Here is a 20,074-nt window from a genome sequence, read left to right on the forward strand (position 1 = left end):
GCGGAGGCGGGCCGGAGCAGGCCGGCGTCGACACCGTGGCCGGCGGCCGCGTTCGGGGCAGCGGCGTCCGTCACTGGAAGTCCAGGAAGACGGTCTCGCCCTCACCCTGGAGGCGGATGTCGAACGTCAGGCCGCCGTCGGGATCACGCCGCGCGATAAGGGTCTTGCGCCGTTCCGGGTCCAGGGAGGACAGCAGCGGGTCCTGGGCCAGGGCCTCCTCGTTTTCCGGCAGGTAGGTGCGGGTGAAGAGCCGGTTGGTCAGGCCGCGGGCAAAGACGGCCACCGAGATGAAGGGGGCCGCGCCGGGCTTGGTGGCACCGGGGTTGACGGTGGTGAAGGTGTAGATACCGGTGTTGCCCACGGCGCCGCGGCCCCACCCGGTGAAGGTGTAGCCGTCGCGGTGGAATGAACCGGTCTGCTGGACGATGTTGCCCTCCGCGTCGGGCTGCCAGATTTCCAGGATGGCGTCCGGGATCGTCTCTCCGGCGCCGTCGTAGACGGTGCCCTGGAGGCGGATGGAGCCGGGCGATCCCGGGGCAAGGAGCTCGTTGTCCTTCTCGAACGGCAGCGCGTAGCCGTAGAACGGGCCCACGGTCTGGCCGGGGGTGGGGACGAGCTGGCTGGTCTGGTTGCTCATGTGACTGGTCCTCTGCCTATTCCTCGTCGCCTGCGGCACCAAGTGCCTCGTTTTCGGTCCAGGTCCGCTTGGGACCGGTCAGGACAATGTCCCAGTTGTAGCCCAGGGCCCACTCCGGTTCGGTGAGGCTGTGGTCGTAGCTTGCCACCAGCCGGTCGCGGGCGTCCTGGTCCACGATGGTCTGGTAGATGGGGTCCAACGGGAACAGCTGGTCGCCCGGGAAGTACATCTGGGTGATGATGCGCTGGGTGAACTCGGTGCCGAACAGCGAGAAGTGGATGTGCGCCGGACGCCAGGCGTTCAGGTGGTTCTTCCACGGGTACGCGCCCGGCTTGATGGTGGTGAACCGGTAGGAACCGTCCGGACCGGTGATGCAGCGGCCGATGCCCGTGAAGTTCGGGTCGATCGGTGCCGGGTGCTGGTCGCGCTTATGGATGTACCGGCCGGAGGCGTTGGCCTGCCAGATCTCCACGAGCTGCCCCGCCACCGGGCGGCCGTCGCCGTCCAGGACTTTGCCGGCCACGATGATGCGTTCGCCCTGGGGTTCGCCGTTGTGCTGGATGGTCAGGTCTGCTTCCAGGGCGTGGACGTCCTGGTGGCCGAAGGCAGGCGAGAACAGTTCGATGGTTTCCGGATCCGCGTGGTGCAGGCTCTTGGTGGGGTGCCGGAGGATGCTGCTGCGGTACGGCGGGTAGTCCAGCCGGGGCTGGGTTTCCGCCGGGGCGCCGTCCTTCAGTGCACGGGCGTAGGCGTCGGCCAGGCCGTTGATCTCTGCGCTGAGGTCCTGCTGGGTTTCCACGGCTGTGTCCAGGGGCGCATGTCCTGCCTTGGGTTCGGCAGCCGGGACAAGCTCGTCCGTGGGGGCGTTCAATTCGTGCGGCACGGCTGGCTCCTTTCTGGTGTTTGGTTGGGTTTGCAGTGGTGCGGGTTCAGGGGCGGTGCAGGGAGTCGTACTGGACCGCATGCCGAACCGGGGCGTTGGGCGCCCCGTAGCCGTCGTAGTTGCCGCGGCGTTCCACCATCTCGAAGAACACGCTGCCCACCGTGGCGGTGTAGAAGTGCAGGAATTCGCCGTCGGCGTCGCGGTCGTACAGGAGGTTCAGTTCCCGGAGCGTGGCCAGGAAACCGGGTTCGAGATCGAACCGGGCGTCCAGGTCCTCGTAGTAGTTGGCAGGGATCTGCAGGAACTCCAGGCCGCGGCGGCGGGCCTCCCGGGCCGTGGCCACGAGGTCCTCCACCGCGAAGGCGATGTGTTCCTGGTAGGTCTGGCGCACCTCGCTCTGTGCCTGCTGCACGGGTGCGAGGTTGAGCACCAGCCGCACGGCGCCGTCGGACGTCTGCATGACCTGCGAGCGGACCAGGCCGCTGGGGCTGGGAACCTCGGCGAACGGCTGCGGTTCCAAAGCCAGCGCACTGGTGTAGAAGAGGACGGCCTCGTCGAAGTGCTGCCAGGGCTGGGCCAGGTTGACGTGGTCGATGACGGCGCTGGCTCCGCTCGAGGGGTGCTCCAGGCCCTCGCCGAACTCGCGCGTCCACGCCGCGGTGCCGTCCGGGCTGCCCTGGCACAGGAAGATTTCCGTGGAGTCCGGGGCCGCGATGCCCTGGAACACCTCCTCGTCAGCCTGGACCTTGCGGGCCACCACCGGCGCCTTGAGCTGCTGGGCGCGGGCGGAGGCAATGACCGGCGAATCGACGTCGAACCCCAGGGCGGCGATGGCCGGTTCGGTGTGCAGGGCTGCCTGCTCGTTGATGATCACGCGCGCCTGGCCCATGGTCCAGAGCTGGACGTCCTTGGTGCGGTGGCGGCCCTGGAAGGCGAAGCCGAGCTGGCCGAGGAGCTTTTCAAGCTGGGCGGTATCGTCTGCCTTGACCTCGGCGAAGTTGAACCCGGCGGGCTCGTTCACCTTGGGCAGGGTGGCCAGTTCCATGGGATAACGACGGCGGAGGGCGGCGCCGCCGGCCCCTTCGGCGTCCGTGGCGGCGAGCCATTTGGCGCTCTGTTCCTCGAGCCAGATGAGCGACCGCATGGCGTCCACGGCAGTGCGCTCGACGTCGGACTGGCGGAAGACGTCATTGAACACTTCGAGGGAGACGGGACCTGTGTAGCCGGCACGGACCACATGCCCCATGAACTTGGCCAGCTCAAACTGGCCTTCACCGGGGAATACCCGGTAGTGGCGGCTCCAGGAGAGCACGTCCATGGACAGCTTGGGGGCGTCGGCCACCTGGACGAAGAAGATCTTGTCCGCGTTGATCTGCTCGATCGGCGCGGTGTCCCAGTCGCGGGAGAGGATGTGGAAGGAGTCCAGGCAGGTTCCGAGGTTGGGGTGGTCCACCATCTCCACGAGCCGGTACGCGTGCTCGTAGTCGTTCACGTGCTTGCCCCAGGCGAGGGCCTCGTACGCCACCTTGATGCCGTGGTCTCCGGCAAGCCCGGCCAGCTGCGCCAGTTGGGAGGCGCGCAGGCCGTCGTCGTCGATCGTGGCCGTGGCAACGTTGGAGCAGACCAGGATGGTGTCCATGCCCAGGCGGGACATGAGCCCGAACTTCGCCTCAGCCCGGCGGAGGTTGGCCTTGAGCAGGTCCGGGGTGACGCCGTCGAAATCCCGGAACGGCTGGTAGAGGTCCAAACCCAGCCCGAGGTCCGCGGCCATCTTCCGGACATCCTCCGGGCTCAGCGGCGAGGTGACCAGGTCCTGCTCGAAGATCTCGATGCCGTCGAAGCCGGCGATGGCGCAGGCCTGCATCTTTTCCTTGAGGGTGCCGGAGAGGCAGACGGTGGCGATTCCCGTACGCATCAGGCGGCCACCTCCTCGGCGGCCACGAGCTCCAGGAAGTGCGAGCGCATGCGGTCCGGGTCGGCGTCCAGGCCGGTGAAGATCCGGAAAGCGTCGGCCGCCTGGCCCACTGCCATCCGGCCGCCGTCCAGGACGTCACAGCCCTTGGCGCGGGCGCCGCGGACCAGTTCGGTGTCGATGGGGCGGTAGACGATGTCCGCCACCCAGTGGCGTGCTTCCAGCAGGTCAAGGTCAAGGGGTACGCCGGGGTGCGCAGCCATGCCGACCGGCGTGCAGTGCACCAGGCCGTCGGCCAGCGGCATCAGCTGCGGCAGCTCCGCCGTCGTCCGGGCCGTAACGGTGGCGTGCGGGAAGAAGCCTGCCAGTTCCGCCGCCCGCTCCGCGGCGCGCGCAGGGTCCATGTCCACCAGGTCCAGCGTCCTGACTCCGGCGGTGAGCAGGGCATAGGCGACGGCGGATCCGGCGCCGCCTGCACCAAGCTGCACCACGCGGTCCAGCCGTGCACCCGGCAGGCCGGAGGCCAGGGCTGCGGCGAAGCCGGAGAAGTCGGTGTTGTGGCCGATGAAGCGGCCGTCCCGGATGACCACCGTGTTCACGGCGCCCAGCCGGCGGGCGTCCGGGGAGATTTCATCCAGGTGCTGCAGGACCAGCTGCTTGCAGGGATGGGTGATGTTGAGCCCGTTGAATCCGAGGGTGCGTGCACTCTGAAGGAGCTCGCCCACAGCTTCGCCGGGCAGGCCCAGCTCCAGGAGGTCGATGGGACGGTACAGGTAGCGCAGGCCTTGCACATCCCCTTCGCGTTCGTGCATGGGCGGGGTGAGTGACGGCGTGACGCCGTCGCCGACCAGTCCCACCAGGTAGGACTCAGTTCGAGAACTCATCCGTGCAGCTCCTTTGGTAACGGCACCGGACCAGCCCTGCGGCGGTTCCGGTGATGGAAAATACAGTACAGCATTTGTTCACTTATCGCACTCCTGTTCGAGATACGAACTTTTAGCGCTGGGGAAGGCGTGCCGCCAGTTCCGCTGCGGCCTCCTGCAGGAGCGGGACATAGGCCTCGAGCGCCTCGAGGCTGAGCCGGAAGACGGGCACCGCGGTGGCCAGGGACGCGAACGCGTGGCCCTGGGCGTTCAGCAGCGGGACGGCGACGGCGCGCATGCCCGCCTCATTCTCTTCATCCATGACGGCGTAGCCCTGGTGGCGCACCTTCTCGACTTCCTCGCGGAAGGCCTGCCTGTCGGTAATGGATTTTTCCGTCAGCGCCTCCAGCGGCAGTTCGTCCAGCAGCCGCTCGCGCTCCGAATCTTCCGCGAAGGCGACCAGGGCCTTCCCCACCGCCGTGGTGGACAGGGAGCCCAGGTGTCCGGGGTCGCTGGTGACGCGAAAGATCTGCGGCCCATCCACCTTGTTCACGGTGAGATGGTGGAGGCCGTCGCGGACGCTGAGGATGGTTGCCTCACCCGTCTGCCCGGTGACGCGGCGCAGGACCGGGAGGGCGGTGCCGGCAAAGCCGTGATAGCTGGAGACCCGCTGGCCCAGCTGGAAGATGCGCAGGCCAAGGTGGTAGCGGCGCCCGTCCGGCTCATAATCCACAAACCCGTCGCGGGCGAGGGAGCCCAGGAGCCTGTATGTGGTGCTGAACGGCAGCTCCGCGCGGCGTGAGATTTCCGCAGCACTGGCCCCCCGGGGCTCATCACCCAGGAGGACCAGCAGGCCAAGGGCCTTGCCCACCATGTCCGTCCGGTCCCCCGCCCGCGTCTTTTTTCCGCCTGCCGGGGCGCCGGCCTCCTCAGCGGGAACGTCATCGGCCACTGTGGTTTGATTCACACTCATAGCTCGATATTGCCACAATGTGAGAGCTATTTCTAGATCGTGATCATTTTCTTGACAGGTGACTGCCCTCACAGCCATCATTGCTGTATCGCACAAGTAGCTCTCATCATGTGGCTACTCGCCCTGGACCTCCACCGGACTCCAGCCGCATCGCGCCCCGCCCGCACCCAGGCACGGCTGCGATCCCCCAAGATTCACCAGCGACAATGTCGTCACACAAAGGAACTCCATGAGCCAGACTCTTCCGTCCGCCGGAGCGGGTACCGCCACCCATGCCGGGACGCCCAAGAAGGCGGCCCTCGCCAGCTTCCTGGGCAGCGCCGTCGAATACTACGACTTCTTCATCTTCGGCTCGGCAGCGGCGCTGATCTTCCCCACTGTCTTCTTCCCCGACGCTGACGCCAACGCCGCCATCATGTCGTTCGCCACCTTCGGCTTCGCCTATGTGGCACGCCCCGTTGGCGCCGTGATCCTGGGGCACTTCGGTGACAGGATCGGCCGGCGGAAGGTGCTGATGTTCACCCTGATCCTGATGGGCGCCTCCACCTTCCTCATCGGCTGCCTGCCCGACTTCAACACCGTGGGCTGGTGGGCTCCGGCACTGCTGGTCCTGGCCCGGCTCTGCCAGGGCCTTTCCGCCGCCGGCGAGCAGGCCGGTGCATCCTCCATGACGCTGGAACACGCCCCGGACAACCGCCGCTCCTTCTTCACCTCGTGGACCCTCACCGGCACCCAGGGCGGCCAGATCCTCGCGGCCCTCGTTTTCATCCCCGTCCTGGCCCTTCCGGACGAGATCAAGTACGGCATCGGGTGGCGCATCCCCTTCTGGCTGAGCGCCGTGGTGGTCGTGGTGGCGTTCTTCATCCGCCGTACGCTGCACGAGCCGCCCGCCTTCGAGGAAGCCCAGAAGTCCGCGCAGATCTCCAAGCTCCCGGTTGCCGACCTGCTCAAGGGCCACTGGCGGGACGTCCTCCGCGTTATCTGCTGCGCCTTCATCGCCGCCGTCTCCACCGTCTTCGGCACCCTGGCCATCAGCTACGCCAAGACCGTTGCCGGGGTGGACGGGACCATCACGCTGTGGCTGGTGGTCGGCGCCAACCTCGTGGCCCTGGGCACCCAGCCGCTGTTCGGCATGCTCGCGGACAAGATCGGCCGCAAGCCCGTGTTCATCTACGGCGCGGTGGCCAGCGCGGTGCTGACGCCCCTGTTCCTGCTCAGCCTTGAGTCCGGCAGCGTGCCCCTGATGTTCCTGGCCGCCATCGGCATGTTCTCCTGCGGCTACGCAGCCTCCAACGCCGTCTGGCCGTCCTTCTACGCGGAGATGTTCAGCACCAAGGTCCGGTTCTCCGGCCTGGCCATCGGCACCCAGCTCGGCTTCCTGATGGCAGGCTTCGCCCCGGCCATCGTCGCAGCCATGGGCGGCATCAAGGCCGGCGGCTGGGTCCAGATCAGCATCTTCACCGCGGTCATCTGCGCCGTGGCAGCCATCTCGGCCCTCACCGCCAAGGAATCCTTCAAGACCCCCACCCAGCAGCTGGGCCTGAAGTAGGCCGCACACCGTACGGTCCCTCCCGGTTGCTCCCCGGACAGCCCGCCATTTCCCCGGAAACGGCGGGCTTTTCGGTGCCCGGGGACCGGCCGGCGGGCAGTAACCGGGCAGGAAGGCACGACGGCGGCCGGCTGGGTCATCCGGCAGGCAGGGACCGACATCAATTCACGGTTTTCAGGAAGGGAAGGCTACCCTAAGTCGTTCCCATCTTTTTATTCCTGCTTCCCCGGCAGCCCTGCAAGGCGGTATTTTCGTGCGCTCGTTCCTCCGGCCCCGCGTCCTCGTGGCAGCCCTCGCCACCCTTACCCTGGCCGGCTGCGGCTTCAGCGGCACCCAGACCCAGGCCGTCCAGGGCACGGCTGCCGCGGACACCAGCCAGCGGATCGTGGTGGACAACTTCCGCGCGCCGGTGGCCAACTGGGCCATCGAATCCGATGCCGCCTACATCCTTTCGCTGTCCGGCTGCCTGGAAACCCTCACCCGGTTCGACCAGGCACAGGGCAAGGTAGTGCCCATGCTTGCGACAGAGTGGAAGCAGACGTCCCCGCTGGACTGGGACTTCACCATCCGCCAGGACGTTTCCTTCCAGGACGGCACCCCGCTCACCGCGGAGTCGGTGGTTGCCTCGCTGAACCACGTCCTGGACGCCAAAGTGCCGGCCCGGGCCTTCAACCGGACCATGGTCAGCAGCGTCAGCGCCGTGGACGAAAACACCGTCCGTGTGAGCACCCCGGCCGAAAACCCGCTGGTCCCGTACCGCCTGGCAAGCGTCAACACCGGCATCCTCGCCCCGGCGGCCTACAAGGACGCAGAGGTGGACCCGTTCGGCCACTGCACCGGCCCCTTCACCCCCGTCTCGGAAAAAGCGAAGCAGTCCCTGACGCTCGACCGCAACGAAAACTATTGGGGCGGCGAGGTCCAGCTGGCAGGAGCGGAAATTCGCTTCATCACCAACGGCGCCACCCGCGCGGCCCAGGTCCAGACCGGCGAGGCGGACATCTCCCTGTCCATCCCGGTGGCGAGTCTCGCCACCCTGAAGGGCACCGCCGGTGTCACCGTGCTGGGCGCCGATTCGCCGCGCACTGCCACCCTGTACATGAACAACGGCCGCGCACCGCTGGACAACATCGATGTCCGCAAGGCGATCCGCGACTCGCTGGACCTGGAAGCCCTGGCCGCCAGCGTCTACGAGGGCGCTGCCCTGCCCGCCACGGGACCGTTCGCGCCGTCCGAGCCCTGGGCCGGCGAGGCGCAGGAGCAGCACAAGCAGGACCTGGAGGGAGCCCGCGCCCTGCTGGAAAAGGCCGGCTACACCGCTGACCGCCCGCTGGAGATCATCGCAATCGTGGAGCGCGCCGAGTTCGCGGACGTGGCCGCGGTCATCCAGGAGAACCTGAAGAACATCGGCATCCCGCTGTCCATCCAGGCAAAGGAATACGCCTCGGCGGAACCGGATGTGCTGGCGGGCAACTACGACATGCTGCTCAGCCAGCGCAACCGACTGATCGACATCGCCGACCCCATCGGCTTCCTGACGGCCGACTACACCTGCAAGGGCACCTACAACCTGAGCCACTTCTGCGATCCGGAGTACGACCGGATCATTGCCGAGGCGGCCAAGACGGTGGACACCAACGAACGGTACAAGCTGTACGCGGAGGCCGGACAGATCCTCCAGGACAAGGCGGTCAACGCCTGGCTGGTTAACGAGCAGGCCACCGACGCCGTCCGCACCAACGTCCTTTCCTACGTCCAGGACCCGCTGTCCCGCTATGTCCTGACGGCAAAGACGGCCAAGGCCGCCTCCTAGCCCCCAAGTCCCTCGAACACCGGACCACCGCATGCTGCAGTTCATCGCCAAACGGACGGCCACCCTGGTGGCCGCCGTCGCTGTGTCCTCTTTCGCGGTGTTCCTCATCCCCTACGTCACCCCCGGCGACCCGGTCCGGAAGATCATCCGGTCCAGGGTCGCCGGCGATGCCATCGAGGACTCCTCCGTCCAGGCCCTCGCCGAGAGCCTGGGACTGAACGATCCCCTCGCCGCCCAGTACTTCCGGTGGCTGGGCGACTTCTTCAGCGGTGACATGGGGCTGTCCTACGTCAGCCGCACCCCCGTCGCAGAGCAGGTCCTGCCCGCGCTTGCCGTCACGCTCAGCCTCGTGGCCATGTCGCTGGGGCTCGCCGCCGCCGTCGCCCTTCCGCTCGGCATCATCTCCGGGCTGCGTCCGGGCAGCATGCCGGACAAGGCCATCACCGCCGTGACCCAGGCGTTCATCGCCATGCCGGAGTACTGGGTGGCACCGGTTCTGGTCCTGGTCTTCGCCCTCAAGCTCTCGGTGCTGCCCACGGCCGGCTGGAACGACATGTCCTCGGCAGTCCTTCCTGCCCTGACCCTGGCACTGCGGCCCATCAGCTTCTTCACCTCCGCGGTCCGCGCCGGCATCATCGACGCAGCAGCAGCGGACCACGTGCCGGCCGCCCGGGCCCGCGGCCTGAGCCAGGCCCAGTCCATCATCCGCCATGTCATTCCCAACGGGCTGGTGCCCCTGTCCACCCTGTTCGCTGTCTGGTTCGCCGGGCTGCTGGGCGGCTCGGTGATCGTGGAGGTGATCTTCGCCGTGCCCGGCATGGGCCGCCTGCTCTTCGATTCCGTGGTCAACAGCGACATCCCCCTGGCACAGGGCGGCGTGGTGGTGGTCGTGGCGCTGGCCGTGGGGGTAACCACCCTGGCCGATTTCGTCCACCGCTTCCTCAACCCCACGGTGGGAGGTTCCCTTGCGTAGCCGGATCAGCGTGACCGCGGTTGCCGGATCAGTCCTTGCCCTGATCGTCCTGGCGGTGCTGCTTGCCCCGTGGATCTCGCCCTACCCGCCCGCGGAGCAGAACCTGGCACTGCGCCTGGCACCGCCGTCGGCAGCGCACTGGCTGGGTACCGACAACCTGGGCCGGGACACGCTGAGCCGGATCCTGGAGGGTGGCCGGTTCTCCATGTCCGTCGCCGCCTTGGCAACGGTGCTGACGTGCATCCTGGGGGTGGGCATCGGCATCCTCAGCGCCCGGCGACGTGGCTGGGTGGATGAGTTCCTCACCCGCACGAACGATGTCCTGCTCGCGCTGCCGGAGATGGTAGTGGCGCTGTTCATCGTCGCGGCCCTCGGCACCGGATTCGGTCCCCTGCTGCTGGCGCTCACCGTCACCGGCTGGACGCCCTTCGCCCGGCTGGCACGGACCCTTGCCTACGACGTCTCCGCCCGCGGGTTCGTGGATGCCGCCAGGGTGCTGGGCTGCAGTCCGCGCTTCGTTATCTTCCGGCACGTCCTGCCGCACCTTGCCGCCCCGATCCTGGGCCAGGCCACCCTGCGGTTCGGCCACCTGCTGATCAGCGTAGGCGCCCTCTCCTACCTCGGCCTGGGCGTCCAGCCGCCGCAGTCGGACTGGGGCTCCATGCTGGCCGCGGCGCAGCCGTTTGCCGACCGTGCACCGCTGGGCATCCTGGCCCCGGGCCTGGTCATCTTCACGGTTGCCCTCTGTGTCACCCTGCTGGGCCAGCGCGCCGCCCACATGGCCGCCGGGCCCCTGCTGCTTCCGACGGCGGCGGACACGTGAGCGCCCGGCTGGTGCTGGACGGCCTGGAGGTCCGGCACAAAACCGACGACGGCGGACACGGCCGCCGTTTGCTGTCCGGCGTCTCCCTCGCCGTCGAGCCCGGTGAGTTCGTGGCCCTGGTGGGCAGTTCGGGGTCGGGGAAGACGCTCACCGCCATGTCGTGCCTGCGGCTGCTGCCCCCGCAGCTGGAAATCACCGCAGGGTCCATCCGGCTGGGGGACCAGGACCTGGCGCGCGCCCGCGAACCCGAACTCAACGCGGTCCGCGGCGGGCGGCTGGGCATGCTGTTCCAGCAGCCCAAGCGGATGTTCAACCCCAACCGGACCATCGGGAACCACCTCAAAGAGCCGCTGCGCCTGCACGCCGGGCTGCGCGGGTCCAAGGCCCGGGCCAAGGCCCTGGAGCTGCTGGCGGAGGTTGGTTTCGCCGACCCCGGCAATGGCCTTCGCTCTTTCCCGCACCAGCTTTCGGGCGGCATGGCCCAGCGCGCCATGACCGCCCTGGCGCTGGCCGGCCAACCGGACATGCTCCTGGCCGATGAGCCTACGTCAGCCCTGGACAAGATGCTTGAACGCCAGGTGCTGCAGCTGCTGGACCGCGAGCGCCGGGAGCGCGGGCTCGGCATCCTGTACATCACGCACAACCTGGCGTCCGTCGCCGCTTACGCGGACCGCGTCCTGGTCATGAACGCCGGCAGCATCGTGGAGGACGGACCCGCAGGTGAGCTGCTTACCCGCCCCGCAACGGAGTATGCCCGGGACCTGCTGGCCGCGGCGCAGCTGGCACCCGCCTCCCGGCGTCGTCCGTCCCCCGGAGAAGGCGACGTGCTGGTCCTGGACAAGGTGGGCAAGCGCTTCGGGCGCAGGCGCGGCAGTACCGTGCTGGAAGATGTCTCACTCACGCTCCGCCGCGGGGAGATCCTGGGCGTCCTCGGCCAGTCCGGGTCCGGCAAGAGCACCCTGGCCAAGGCCATCGTCGGGCTTGAGGAGGCCAGCACCGGGATTATCAGCCGGCGGTTCGACGGCGGCGCCGCCCGGCCCACGGCGGTGCAGCTGGTGTTCCAGGAGCCGCACGGCGCGTTCGACCCCCGCATGACCCTGCGGGCAAGCCTGCAGGCACCGCTGCCGCCGCGGCGGGACCTCCCGCCCGCCCAGCGGGACGAGCGGATCGCGGCCGCCTTCAAGGAGGTGGAGCTGGATGCCGCCCTCCTGGACAAGCGCCCCGGCCAATGCTCCGGCGGCCAGCTGCAGCGGGCCACCATCGCCCGCGCCCTCCTGCTCGAACCTAAAGTGCTGATCTGCGACGAAGCCACCTCAGCCCTGGACGCGCTCACGCAGCGGACCATCCTGAACCTGCTGCTGCGGCTGCAGCGTGAGCATGACCTGTCCCTGATCGTGATCTCCCACGACATGGACGTGGTGCGGTACATGTGCGACAGGGTGGCGGTCCTGCTCGAGGGTAAGGTTGTGGAGGTGGCCGAAACGCGCGACTTTTTCGCCGCCCCGCGGCACCCGCACAGCCGGGCACTGGTGGACGCGTCCATTCCCTGCCGCGCGGACGGCCTGTGGAGCATGCTGGACGCCAGGAACCCGGCAGTCCGGGGCAACGGCTAGGGCCGGCCGGTCTCCAGGACCGAGGCGAGGTCAAAGTTGACCGGCTCCTCCAGCTGCGCGTAGGTGCACGACTCCGGGTCCCGGTCCGGGCGCCAGCGGTTGAACTGGGCGGTGTGCCGGAACCTGTCCCCCTCCATGTGGTCGTACCGGACCTCCACCACCAGTTCCGGCCGCAGCGGCACGAAGGACAGGTCCTTGCCGGCGCTCCAGCGGCTGCCCTCGGCGTTCCGCGGCGTCCGTTCGCCTTCCTCCTGCTTCGCCCATGCCCAGGGGTGGTTGTCGAAATCGGTCACCAGGGGCTGCAGTTCCTGGAACAGCTCCTTGCGGCGCTTCATCGGGAAGGCGCCGATCACGCCAACGCTCGCCAGGCCGCCGTCGTCCTTGTACAGGCCCAGGAGCAGCGAGCCGATGCTGTCCGGCCCGCTCTTGTGCAGCCGGTAGCCGGCCACCACGCAGTCGGCCGTGCGCTCGTGCTTGATCTTGAACATCACCCGCTTGTCCGGTTCGTACCGGCCATCCAGCCTCTTGGCCACCACGCCGTCCAGGCCGGCGCCCTCGAACTGCTCGAACCATTTGCCGGCGGTGTCCTTGTCCGTGGTGGCGGCCGTGAGGTGGACCGGTGCCTTGCTGGCCGCCAGCGCCTTCTCCAGCGCGGCGCGGCGTTCGGAAAAGGGCCTGCCGGTGTAGTCGTCATCGCCCAGGGCCAGGAGGTCGAAGGCCACGAAGGATGCCGGGGTCTGCTCCGCCAGCAGCTTCACCCGGCTGGCGGCGGGGTGGATGCGCTGCTGCAGGGTGTCGAAGTCCAGCCGGTCGCCCGAGGCGCCCACCAGGATGATTTCCCCGTCCACCACGCACCGCGGCGGCAGGTTCTCCTTCAGCGCCGCCACCAGCTCGGGAAAGTACCGGGTCATCGGCTTTTCGTTGCGGCTGCCGATTTCCAGCTCGTCCCCGTCGCGGAAGATGATGGACCGGAAGCCGTCCCACTTGGGTTCGTAGCTGAGGCTCCCTGTCCCCGGAATACCGTCGATGCCGCTGACGGATTTGGCGAGCATGGGCGGGACAGGCGGCATCACGGGAAGTTCCATGTGCCCATTCTTGCCCGGGGGCGGCCGGCGCGGAACCCCTGCCCTGCCTGCCGGCGCGGCGGATCAGCCTGCGAGCAGCCAGACGATGAGGATCAGCGCCGGCGCCGCAGCGGCCGTGGAGAGCATGATGGTTTCCCTGGCCACGGCCACTCCCCGGCCGTACTTGCTGGCGAACAGGAAGGCGTTCTGGGCGGAGGGGAGCGCAGCCATGAGGACAACGCCCAGGAGCATGGGCTGGTCCAGGTTGAACAGGAAGCGACCGACGACGAACGCCACCGCCGGCATCACCGCGGACTTGAGCACGGTGGCGGTGAGGATCTCCGCCGTATGCCCGCCGCTGCCCAGCATCCGGCTGCCGTGCAGCGACATGCCGAACGCCAGCAGCACCACCGGCACGGCCGCGCCGCCGAGCAAGGCCAGCGGGGCCATCACCGGCTCAGGCAGCTCCACGTTGAACGCCGCCAGCACCACGCCCAGGAGGGTGGCGATGATCATGGGATTCCGGAACGGCTGCGTCAGCATCAGCCGCGGCGAGAACCTGCCGGCGGCCGAAAGGTCCAACAAGGTGAGCACCAGCGGCGCCAGCAGGAGCAGCTGGACCAGGAGCACCGGTGCCACGGGGGTGGCGTCCCCCAGCGCGTACAGGGTGATGGGGATGCCGATGTTGTTGGCGTTGACGTAGGAACTGGCCATGGCGCCGACCGCCGTTTCGGCGAGCGGCCTCGGGAACCACAGCCGGCTGATCACCACGTACAGCAGCGCGGTGACCAGTGCGGTAAGCAGGGCCAGCGGCACGTAGGCAGAGAACACCACGCTGACGTCCGATTCCAGGACCACCGTGAACAGCAGGACCGGGTTGGTGATGAAGAACGCCGTGCGCGTCAATGCCGTGACGGTGGGCTCGCCGCCCAGGCCGCAGCGCGCCGCGATGTACCCCACGGCGATCACGACGCCGATCACCGCCAGCCCGATCAGCACGCCTCCCATTGAGGTACTTCCTTCCCGTTCCGCCGGCCCCCGCATCGTCGGCAGGAACGCAGTACTACAAGTTCCAAACTTATCCGACAAGTGGACGGGTTTGGGCACCGCCGTCCGGGATGCCCTCGACAGGGCACCGTACCGGACGGTAGAGGTTAACGATGGTTACCGTCGGCTTTCACGCCTCCCACGAACAGATCAGTCCCGGCCAGCTGCTCCAGGATGTCCAGCATGCGGAGCGCGCAGGCTTTGACGCCGCCATGTGCTCCGACCACATCGAGCCGTGGTCCGCACGCCAGGGCCATTCCGGGTTCGCCTGGTCCTGGCTGGGGGCCGCCCTGGCCACCACCGGCCTCCGGTTCGGGGTGGTGACGGCACCGGGCCAGCGCTACCACCCGGCAATCATCGCCCACGCGTCCGCGACCCTCGCCGGGATGTTCCCGGGACGGTTCTGGTTCGCCCCCGGCAGCGGCGAAAACATGAACGAGCACATCACCGGCGATGCCTGGCCGGCCAAGGACATCCGGCAGCGCCGGCTGGAAGAGTGCGTTGACGTCATCCGCAGGCTGCACCGCGGTGAGGAAGTCACGCACCGCGGCCTGGTGACGGTGGAGCAGGCGCGGATCTGGGATGTCCCGGATTCTCCGCCGCCGCTGATTGCGCCCGCCATCAGCGTGGAGACAGCACGACGTGCCGCCGCCTGGGCGGACGGGCTGGTCACCGTCAACCAGCCTGCCGACAAGCTGCGGGACATGCTGGCCGCCTACCGGGACAACGGCGGACAAGGCAAGGCCGTGCTGCAGGTCCACCTTTCGTGGGCGTCCCGCGAAGAGCAGGCTGCTGCCATCGCCGTGGACCAGTGGCGGACCAACACGTTCGCCCCGCCTGTGCCCTGGGACCTGCCGACGGCCGGGCATTTCGACGGCGTGGGCGAGCATGTGGGCGAGGAGCAGGTCCGCACAAGCGTCAACGTATCGGCAAGCCTGGAGCAGCACGTGGACTGGCTGGCCGGTTACGCCGAGCTCGGGTTCGACGAGCTCTACCTGCATTTCGTGGGCCAGGAGCAGGCTCCCTTCATCGACGCGTTCGCGGCGGACGTCCTGCCCCACCTGCGGACATCCGGCGGAGCGCCTGAACCGCAGCTTGCCGCAGCGGCTGCCGAACCGTCGTCGGAGGCCCGGGCATGAGGCTCGCCGAGACGTCCGACCTGTGGTGGAAGAACGCGGTCATCTACTGCCTGGACGTGGAGACGTTCTTTGACGACGACGGCGACGGCACCGGAGATTTCGCCGGGCTGACCCAGCGGGTGGACTACCTGGCCGCCCTGGGCGTGACCTGCATCTGGCTCATGCCGTTCTACCCGTCCCCGGACCGGGACGACGGCTATGACGTGACGGACTTCTTCGCCGTGGACTCCCGGCTGGGCACGCTCGGCGACCTGGTGGAGTTCATCCGCGCCGCCAAGGACCGGGGCATGCGCGTGATCGCGGACTTCGTGGTCAACCACACCTCCGACCAGCACCCGTGGTTCGTCGAGGCCAGGAAATCGACGGACAACCCGTTCCGCGACTTCTACGTGTGGCGCCAGGACACTCCCCCGGACACGTCCTCCGAGGTGGTCTTCCCCGGGGAGGAGAATTCGCTGTGGACGCAGGACGACGCCACGGGCGAGTGGTACCTGCACATGTTCGCCAAGCACCAGCCGGACCTCAACGTCACCCATCCCGGCGTCCGGGACCAGATCGCGAAGGCGATGGGACTGTGGCTGGAACTGGGGCTGGACGGTTTTCGGCTGGATGCCGTGCCGTTCTTCCTGGAGACCCGCGGCCAGCCCAAGGATGAGGCCGCCAACCTGGACCCGCACGAGTACCTTGCGGCGCTCCGCAGCTTTGTGAGCCGCCGCAACGGCAGCGCGGTGCTGCTGGGCGAGGTGAACCTGCCCTACAAGGAGCAGCTGGAGTACTTCGGCGGTCCCGAGGGCAACGAGCTGAACATGCAGTTCGACTTTATGTCGATGCAGCACATCTACCTGTCGCTGGCCCGGCAGGATGCCCGCCCGCTCGCGGAGACGCTCAAGAGCCGGCCGGCCATCCATCCGGACAACCAGTGGGCCATGTTCGTCCGCAACCATGACGAACTCACCCTGGACAAGCTCAGCGACGGCGAGCGGCAGGAGGTTTTCGCCGCCTTCGGGCCGGACAAGAACATGCAGATCTACGGCCGGGGCCTGCGCCGCAGGCTGCCGCCGATGCTGGGCGGCGACCAGGAACGGATCCGGATGGTGTACTCGCTGATGTTCTCGCTGCCGGGCACGCCCGTGCTGTTCTACGGCGAGGAGATCGGCATGGGCGAGGACCTTCGGCAGAAGAGCCGCGCCGCCGTGCGCACCCCCATGCAGTGGACCAGCGAAAAGAACGGCGGCTTTTCCAGTGCCAAGGCAGCGGACCTGGTGGCTCCGCTGGCCAGGGGCGACTACGGGCCCGGCCGGGTCAACGCCGCCGCGGCCAAGCGGGACCCGGACTCGCTGTTCAACTTCATGGCCACGCTGATCCGCCGCTACCGCGAGTCCGCGGAGCTGGGCTGGGGTGAATTCAACGTCATTGACCAGCCGGAGCCCGCGGTGTTCGCCCATACCTGCAGTTCCGACGGCGGGACGCTGGTGCTGCTGCACAACTTTGGCGAGGACCCGGTGAAGGTCAGCGGCCTGGTGGGTGGAGAGGACGCCCCGCCGCAGGCCTACAAGGACGCCATGCTGCTGGACCTGTTCGACGGCGACAACGTGGAACTGGAGCCCGGCGGCGGCTTTACGGCCGAGCTGGGGCGCTACGGATACCGTTGGTTCCGGGTGCACCGGAAGGGGGACCGGCTGGCGCCATAAGCGATGCACCGAAATCCAACTGTTCGCTAGACGAACATTTGTACGTTAAGAGAACTGCCATGTAGTCTTCTTGCTTATGCCGCGGGTCACACCCTGCTGACCGGGCGGCGAAGGCATCTTTCTGATATCAACGAGGATTTCATGACAACTTCTTCATCCGGCCTGCCCTCGCGCTGGCCTGTATGGCTGTGCTGGCTGGCAATGGTCCTGGACGGCTTCGACCTTGTGGTTCTCGGCACCGTCATCCCGACACTCATCAAGACCGGCGAGCTGGGCTTTGATGCCGTGGGCGCCACCTTCGTGGCCACGGTTTCCCTGGTGGGCGTGGGCGCGGGTGCGCTTTTCATTGCTCCCCTCTCGGACCGCCTGGGGCGGCGAAACCTGCTCATGGCCTGCGTGCTGTGGTTTTCGGTGTTTACCCTCGCCGTCGTGTGGGCGCCGAACGTTGCCGTGTTCGGCGTTTTCCGGCTTCTGGCCGGTGCCGGGCTCGGAGCCTGCCTGCCCGCTGCCTTGGCGTACATGAACGATTACTCGCCTGCAGGCAATGCCGGCAAGTCGACCACCCGCACCATGACCGGGTACCACGTCGGCGCCGTGGCCACGGCATTCCTGGCCTTGCTGGTCATTCCGGAATGGCGGACCATGTTCGTCGTGGGCGGCGTTGCAGGTTTGCTGCTCCTGCCTTTCTTGTGGTTCAAGCTGCCGGAGACGCTGCCACCGGCCAGGGCAGCCGGGGCGGAGTCCCGCACCGGCTTCCGCGACCTGGTGAAGAAGCCGTACCCGGTGGTAGCCGCAGCCATCGCCGCGGCATCATTCATGGGGCTGCTGCTCGTGTACGGCCTGAACACGTGGCTTCCCCAACTGATGGCATCCGCAGGGTATCCGGTCAGCGCGGGCCTCTCGCTGCTGCTGGTACTGAACCTTGGCGCTGTCGCCGGCCTTATTGTCGCCGGCATCCTGGCAGACAAGCACGGCACAAAACCCATCGTGCTGCTGTGGTTCGGCCTCTCGGCACTGTGCCTGGCGCTCCTGAGCATCAAGGTGGAGAACGCAGTCCTGCTCAACGTGCTTGTCTTCGTCACTGGAGTGTTCGTCTTCAGTTCCCAGGTGCTCGTCTACGCCTGGGTGAGCCAGCTTTTCCCGGCCCGGCTGCGTGCCACGGCACTCGGCTTCGCTGCCGGCGTGGGCCGCGTGGGGGCCATCATGGGACCTGCAGTAACGGGCGGACTGGTGGCAGCAGGCATCGCCTATCCCTGGGGATTCTACGTATTCGCAGCGGCCGGAGCTCTTGCCCTGATAGCACTTCTCGCAGTTCCAAACGCCATCGCTGCCGAACGAACCGGCGCTGCAGTTTCCTAGCACCGCCGCCGGCCTCCCCTGCCCTAAGCAGGGGCGGCCGGCGCCGGCTGTGTGAAAAGATCAACCATGCGCGCCATGCAACACTCCAGCAAACTCCGGAATGTCCGCTACGAACTCCGCGGCCCCATCCTCCAGGCGGCCAAGAACATGGAGGCCGAGGGGCACCGCATCCTCAAGATGAACCTTGGGGACACGGCGCCGTTCGGGCTGGAAGCGCCGGAATCCGTCGTCGTTGACATGATCCACCACCTTCGCGGTGCGCAGGGGTACAGCGATTCCAAGGGGATTTTCACCGCGCGCACCGCCATCTCGCAGTACTACCAGACCCGCGGCCTGATGAACATCGGCGTTGAGGACATCGTGGTCGGCAACGGCGTCAGCGAACTCATTTCCATGTGCCTGCAGGCATTCATGGAAAACGGTGACGAGATCCTGGTCCCGGCGCCGGACTACCCGCTCTGGACGGCTGCCGTGACCCTCACCGGCGGCAAACCGGTGCACTACCTCTGCGATGAGGCAGAGAACTGGTGGCCGGACATGGCGGACGTGGAAGCGAAAATCACCAGCCGCACCAAGGGCATCGTGATCATCAACCCGAACAACCCCACGGGCGCGGTGTACCCCCGCCACATCCTGGAACAGTTCGCTGCCCTGGCACGCAAGCACAACCTGGTGCTGTTCTCGGACGAGATCTACGAGAAGGTGCTGTACGACGGCGCCCGCCACATCCACACCGCGTCAGTGGCGGAAGACGTGTGCTGCCTGACCTTCAGCGGGCTGTCCAAGGCCTACCGGATGCCCGGTTACCGCGCGGGGTGGGTGGCCATCACCGGACCCCTCGCCGCCACCGCCGGCTACCGGGAAGCCCTGGAGCTGCTTGCCTCGCTGCGCCTCTGCGCGAACGTTCCCGCCCAGCACGCCATCCAGACCTGCCTGGGCGGCTACCAAAGCATCGAGGCCCTGGTGAATCCGGGCGGACGGCTGCGGGAACAGCGCGACCTCGCCCATAAACTGCTCACTGCCATCCCCGGCGTCACCTGCGTGCCGGCGTCGGGGGCCATGTACCTGTTCCCGCGCCTGGATCCGGAACTGTACCCGATCGCCAATGACGAGCAGTTCGTCCTGGACCTCCTGCAGGAACAGAAAATCCTGGTCTCCCACGGCACCGCGTTCAACTGGCCCGCCCCGGACCACTTCCGGTTCGTGATCCTCCCGTCCGTCCTGGACATCGAGGAAGCCGTGGAAAGGATTTCGGCCTTCCTGGCCGGCTACCGCAGCCGCGGCGCCGCCTGAGCGGAATCCCGGCACCAGGGAAACAACACCGGCTCGAAGAACTAACCGGTCCCTAACCGCGGGGAAACCGGCGCGCAACATTGCCCGGCCACACTTGGTAGTGCAGGCAAGAGCCGGCACCAGCTCCAGCCAGGAGGCCACGCAATGTTGAAGAAAGCGACCACGCATGTAACCAGAGTCCGCGCCCTGGACCAGCTCCACCGCGGTGACGAAATTGAAGCCCGCCTTTCCGTGGGCCCTTCCTACGACGACGTGGTGATCCGCCGCGGCAGCGTCCAGGAAACAGCGCCGGGCATCGGCGTGGTCTGGATCCTGGACCGGATTACAGGGCTGCGGAAAGCCATCAATGCGGACGAATGCACCGTCTGGCGGGTCGCCTGAACTTCAACGCCTTGCTGCCCTTCCCGGGGCAGCGCCGCCGCGGCAAGCGGGTGTAGTCAGTAAG

The 20,074-nt window shown here is 67.6% G+C and carries 17 protein-coding genes; 10 read left to right on the forward strand and 7 right to left on the reverse strand.

The window, feature by feature from the left end; genetic code table 11:
• Positions 1 to 70 precede the first annotated feature (70 nt).
• From pcaG to ACJJV6_RS07510, 5 genes are all read right to left on the reverse strand, one after another.
• On the reverse strand, positions 71 to 637 hold the full coding sequence (pcaG, locus tag ACJJV6_RS07490) for a protocatechuate 3,4-dioxygenase subunit alpha (RefSeq protein WP_354176179.1): 567 nt from the start codon (positions 635 to 637) through the stop codon (positions 71 to 73).
• A gap of 16 nt (positions 638 to 653) precedes the next feature.
• Positions 654 to 1,520: a protocatechuate 3,4-dioxygenase subunit beta gene (gene pcaH / locus ACJJV6_RS07495; protein WP_407710245.1), complete on the reverse strand. Its 867-nt coding sequence runs from the start codon at positions 1,518 to 1,520 to the stop codon at positions 654 to 656.
• Positions 1,521 to 1,566: 46 nt separating this feature from the next.
• Entirely contained in the window at positions 1,567 to 3,435 is a 1,869-nt protein-coding gene (locus ACJJV6_RS07500; RefSeq protein WP_009357046.1) for a bifunctional sugar phosphate isomerase/epimerase/4-hydroxyphenylpyruvate dioxygenase family protein, read from the reverse strand.
• A complete protein-coding gene (locus ACJJV6_RS07505; protein WP_009357047.1) occupies positions 3,435 to 4,316 on the reverse strand; it encodes a shikimate dehydrogenase in 882 nt (293 codons plus the stop codon). The genes ACJJV6_RS07500 and ACJJV6_RS07505 overlap by 1 nt, the downstream gene beginning before the upstream one ends.
• A 112-nt stretch (positions 4,317 to 4,428) precedes the next feature.
• Complete coding sequence (locus tag ACJJV6_RS07510) at positions 4,429 to 5,268, reverse strand: IclR family transcriptional regulator (RefSeq protein WP_083875014.1); 840 nt, start codon at positions 5,266 to 5,268, stop codon at positions 4,429 to 4,431.
• A gap of 229 nt (positions 5,269 to 5,497) precedes the next feature.
• On the opposite strand from ACJJV6_RS07510, the gene ACJJV6_RS07515 reads away from it, so the two are divergent.
• The 5 genes from ACJJV6_RS07515 to ACJJV6_RS07535 all read left to right on the forward strand — a co-directional run bounded on the left by ACJJV6_RS07515 (position 5,498) and on the right by ACJJV6_RS07535 (position 12,036).
• A complete protein-coding gene (locus ACJJV6_RS07515; protein WP_009357049.1) occupies positions 5,498 to 6,817 on the forward strand; it encodes an MFS transporter in 1,320 nt (439 codons plus the stop codon).
• Between the two features lie 253 nt (positions 6,818 to 7,070).
• The gene (locus ACJJV6_RS07520; protein ID WP_009357050.1) at positions 7,071 to 8,627 is read left to right on the forward strand and encodes an ABC transporter substrate-binding protein; all 1,557 of its coding nucleotides are present in this window, start codon (positions 7,071 to 7,073) and stop codon (positions 8,625 to 8,627) included.
• A gap of 31 nt (positions 8,628 to 8,658) precedes the next feature.
• Positions 8,659 to 9,600 carry an ABC transporter permease gene (locus tag ACJJV6_RS07525; protein ID WP_009357051.1) on the forward strand — a complete coding sequence of 314 codons (942 nt, stop codon included), beginning with the start codon at positions 8,659 to 8,661 and terminating at the stop codon, positions 9,598 to 9,600.
• Positions 9,601 to 9,610: 10 nt separating this feature from the next.
• Positions 9,611 to 10,423: an ABC transporter permease gene (locus tag ACJJV6_RS07530; protein ID WP_240685084.1), complete on the forward strand. Its 813-nt coding sequence runs from the start codon at positions 9,611 to 9,613 to the stop codon at positions 10,421 to 10,423.
• Positions 10,420 to 12,036, forward strand: coding sequence for an ATP-binding cassette domain-containing protein (locus ACJJV6_RS07535; RefSeq protein WP_407710246.1), 1,617 nt, complete (start codon positions 10,420 to 10,422; stop codon positions 12,034 to 12,036). Before ACJJV6_RS07530 ends, ACJJV6_RS07535 begins: the two co-directional genes overlap by 4 nt.
• Here the strand turns inward: ACJJV6_RS07535 and ACJJV6_RS07540 are convergent.
• Positions 12,033 to 13,121 carry an ATP-dependent DNA ligase gene (locus tag ACJJV6_RS07540; RefSeq protein WP_009357054.1) on the reverse strand — a complete coding sequence of 363 codons (1,089 nt, stop codon included), beginning with the start codon at positions 13,119 to 13,121 and terminating at the stop codon, positions 12,033 to 12,035. The two genes, ACJJV6_RS07535 and ACJJV6_RS07540, sit on opposite strands and share 4 nt — an antisense overlap.
• 63 nt (positions 13,122 to 13,184) lie before the next feature.
• Positions 13,185 to 14,108, reverse strand: a complete 924-nt coding sequence (locus tag ACJJV6_RS07545) for an AEC family transporter (protein WP_009357055.1) — start codon at positions 14,106 to 14,108, stop codon at positions 13,185 to 13,187.
• Between the two features lie 152 nt (positions 14,109 to 14,260).
• Here ACJJV6_RS07545 and ACJJV6_RS07550 point away from each other — a divergent pair, with 152 nt between their 5' ends.
• From ACJJV6_RS07550 to ACJJV6_RS07570, 5 genes are all read left to right on the forward strand, one after another.
• The gene (locus tag ACJJV6_RS07550; RefSeq protein ID WP_009357056.1) at positions 14,261 to 15,286 is read left to right on the forward strand and encodes a TIGR03885 family FMN-dependent LLM class oxidoreductase; all 1,026 of its coding nucleotides are present in this window, start codon (positions 14,261 to 14,263) and stop codon (positions 15,284 to 15,286) included.
• A complete protein-coding gene (locus ACJJV6_RS07555; RefSeq protein WP_009357057.1) occupies positions 15,283 to 16,977 on the forward strand; it encodes an alpha-amylase family protein in 1,695 nt (564 codons plus the stop codon). The genes ACJJV6_RS07550 and ACJJV6_RS07555 overlap by 4 nt, the downstream gene beginning before the upstream one ends.
• A 141-nt stretch (positions 16,978 to 17,118) precedes the next feature.
• Entirely contained in the window at positions 17,119 to 18,336 is a 1,218-nt protein-coding gene (locus ACJJV6_RS07560) for an aromatic acid/H+ symport family MFS transporter (protein ID WP_035752141.1), read from the forward strand.
• Between the two features lie 66 nt (positions 18,337 to 18,402).
• Positions 18,403 to 19,629: a pyridoxal phosphate-dependent aminotransferase gene (locus tag ACJJV6_RS07565; protein ID WP_009357059.1), complete on the forward strand. Its 1,227-nt coding sequence runs from the start codon at positions 18,403 to 18,405 to the stop codon at positions 19,627 to 19,629.
• A gap of 144 nt (positions 19,630 to 19,773) precedes the next feature.
• Positions 19,774 to 20,010 carry a hypothetical protein gene (locus tag ACJJV6_RS07570; RefSeq protein ID WP_009357060.1) on the forward strand — a complete coding sequence of 79 codons (237 nt, stop codon included), beginning with the start codon at positions 19,774 to 19,776 and terminating at the stop codon, positions 20,008 to 20,010.
• Positions 20,011 to 20,074 lie beyond the last annotated feature (64 nt).

It is taken from the genome of Arthrobacter nitrophenolicus (assembly GCF_045833485.1).
GTDB classification, from domain to species: domain Bacteria; phylum Actinomycetota; class Actinomycetes; order Actinomycetales; family Micrococcaceae; genus Arthrobacter; species Arthrobacter nitrophenolicus.

Bases quoted from the DNA above. Each gene is read 5' to 3' on its own strand.
- pcaG (WP_354176179.1), bottom strand. From the start codon at position 637: ATGAGCAACCAGACCAGCCAGCTCGTCCCCACCCCCGGCCAGACCGTG.
- ACJJV6_RS07500 (WP_009357046.1), bottom strand. From the start codon at position 3,435: ATGCGTACGGGAATCGCCACCGTCTGCCTCTCCGGCACCCTCAAGGAA.
- ACJJV6_RS07505 (WP_009357047.1), bottom strand. From the start codon at position 4,316: ATGAGTTCTCGAACTGAGTCCTACCTGGTGGGACTGGTCGGCGACGGC.
- ACJJV6_RS07510 (WP_083875014.1), bottom strand. From the start codon at position 5,268: ATGAGTGTGAATCAAACCACAGTGGCCGATGACGTTCCCGCTGAGGAG.
- ACJJV6_RS07515 (WP_009357049.1), top strand. From the start codon at position 5,498: ATGAGCCAGACTCTTCCGTCCGCCGGAGCGGGTACCGCCACCCATGCC.
- ACJJV6_RS07525 (WP_009357051.1), top strand. From the start codon at position 8,659: ATGCTGCAGTTCATCGCCAAACGGACGGCCACCCTGGTGGCCGCCGTC.
- ACJJV6_RS07540 (WP_009357054.1), bottom strand. From the start codon at position 13,121: ATGGAACTTCCCGTGATGCCGCCTGTCCCGCCCATGCTCGCCAAATCC.
- ACJJV6_RS07545 (WP_009357055.1), bottom strand. From the start codon at position 14,108: ATGGGAGGCGTGCTGATCGGGCTGGCGGTGATCGGCGTCGTGATCGCC.
- ACJJV6_RS07550 (WP_009357056.1), top strand. From the start codon at position 14,261: ATGGTTACCGTCGGCTTTCACGCCTCCCACGAACAGATCAGTCCCGGC.
- ACJJV6_RS07555 (WP_009357057.1), top strand. From the start codon at position 15,283: ATGAGGCTCGCCGAGACGTCCGACCTGTGGTGGAAGAACGCGGTCATC.
- ACJJV6_RS07560 (WP_035752141.1), top strand. From the start codon at position 17,119: ATGACAACTTCTTCATCCGGCCTGCCCTCGCGCTGGCCTGTATGGCTG.
- ACJJV6_RS07565 (WP_009357059.1), top strand. From the start codon at position 18,403: ATGCGCGCCATGCAACACTCCAGCAAACTCCGGAATGTCCGCTACGAA.
- ACJJV6_RS07570 (WP_009357060.1), top strand. From the start codon at position 19,774: ATGTTGAAGAAAGCGACCACGCATGTAACCAGAGTCCGCGCCCTGGAC.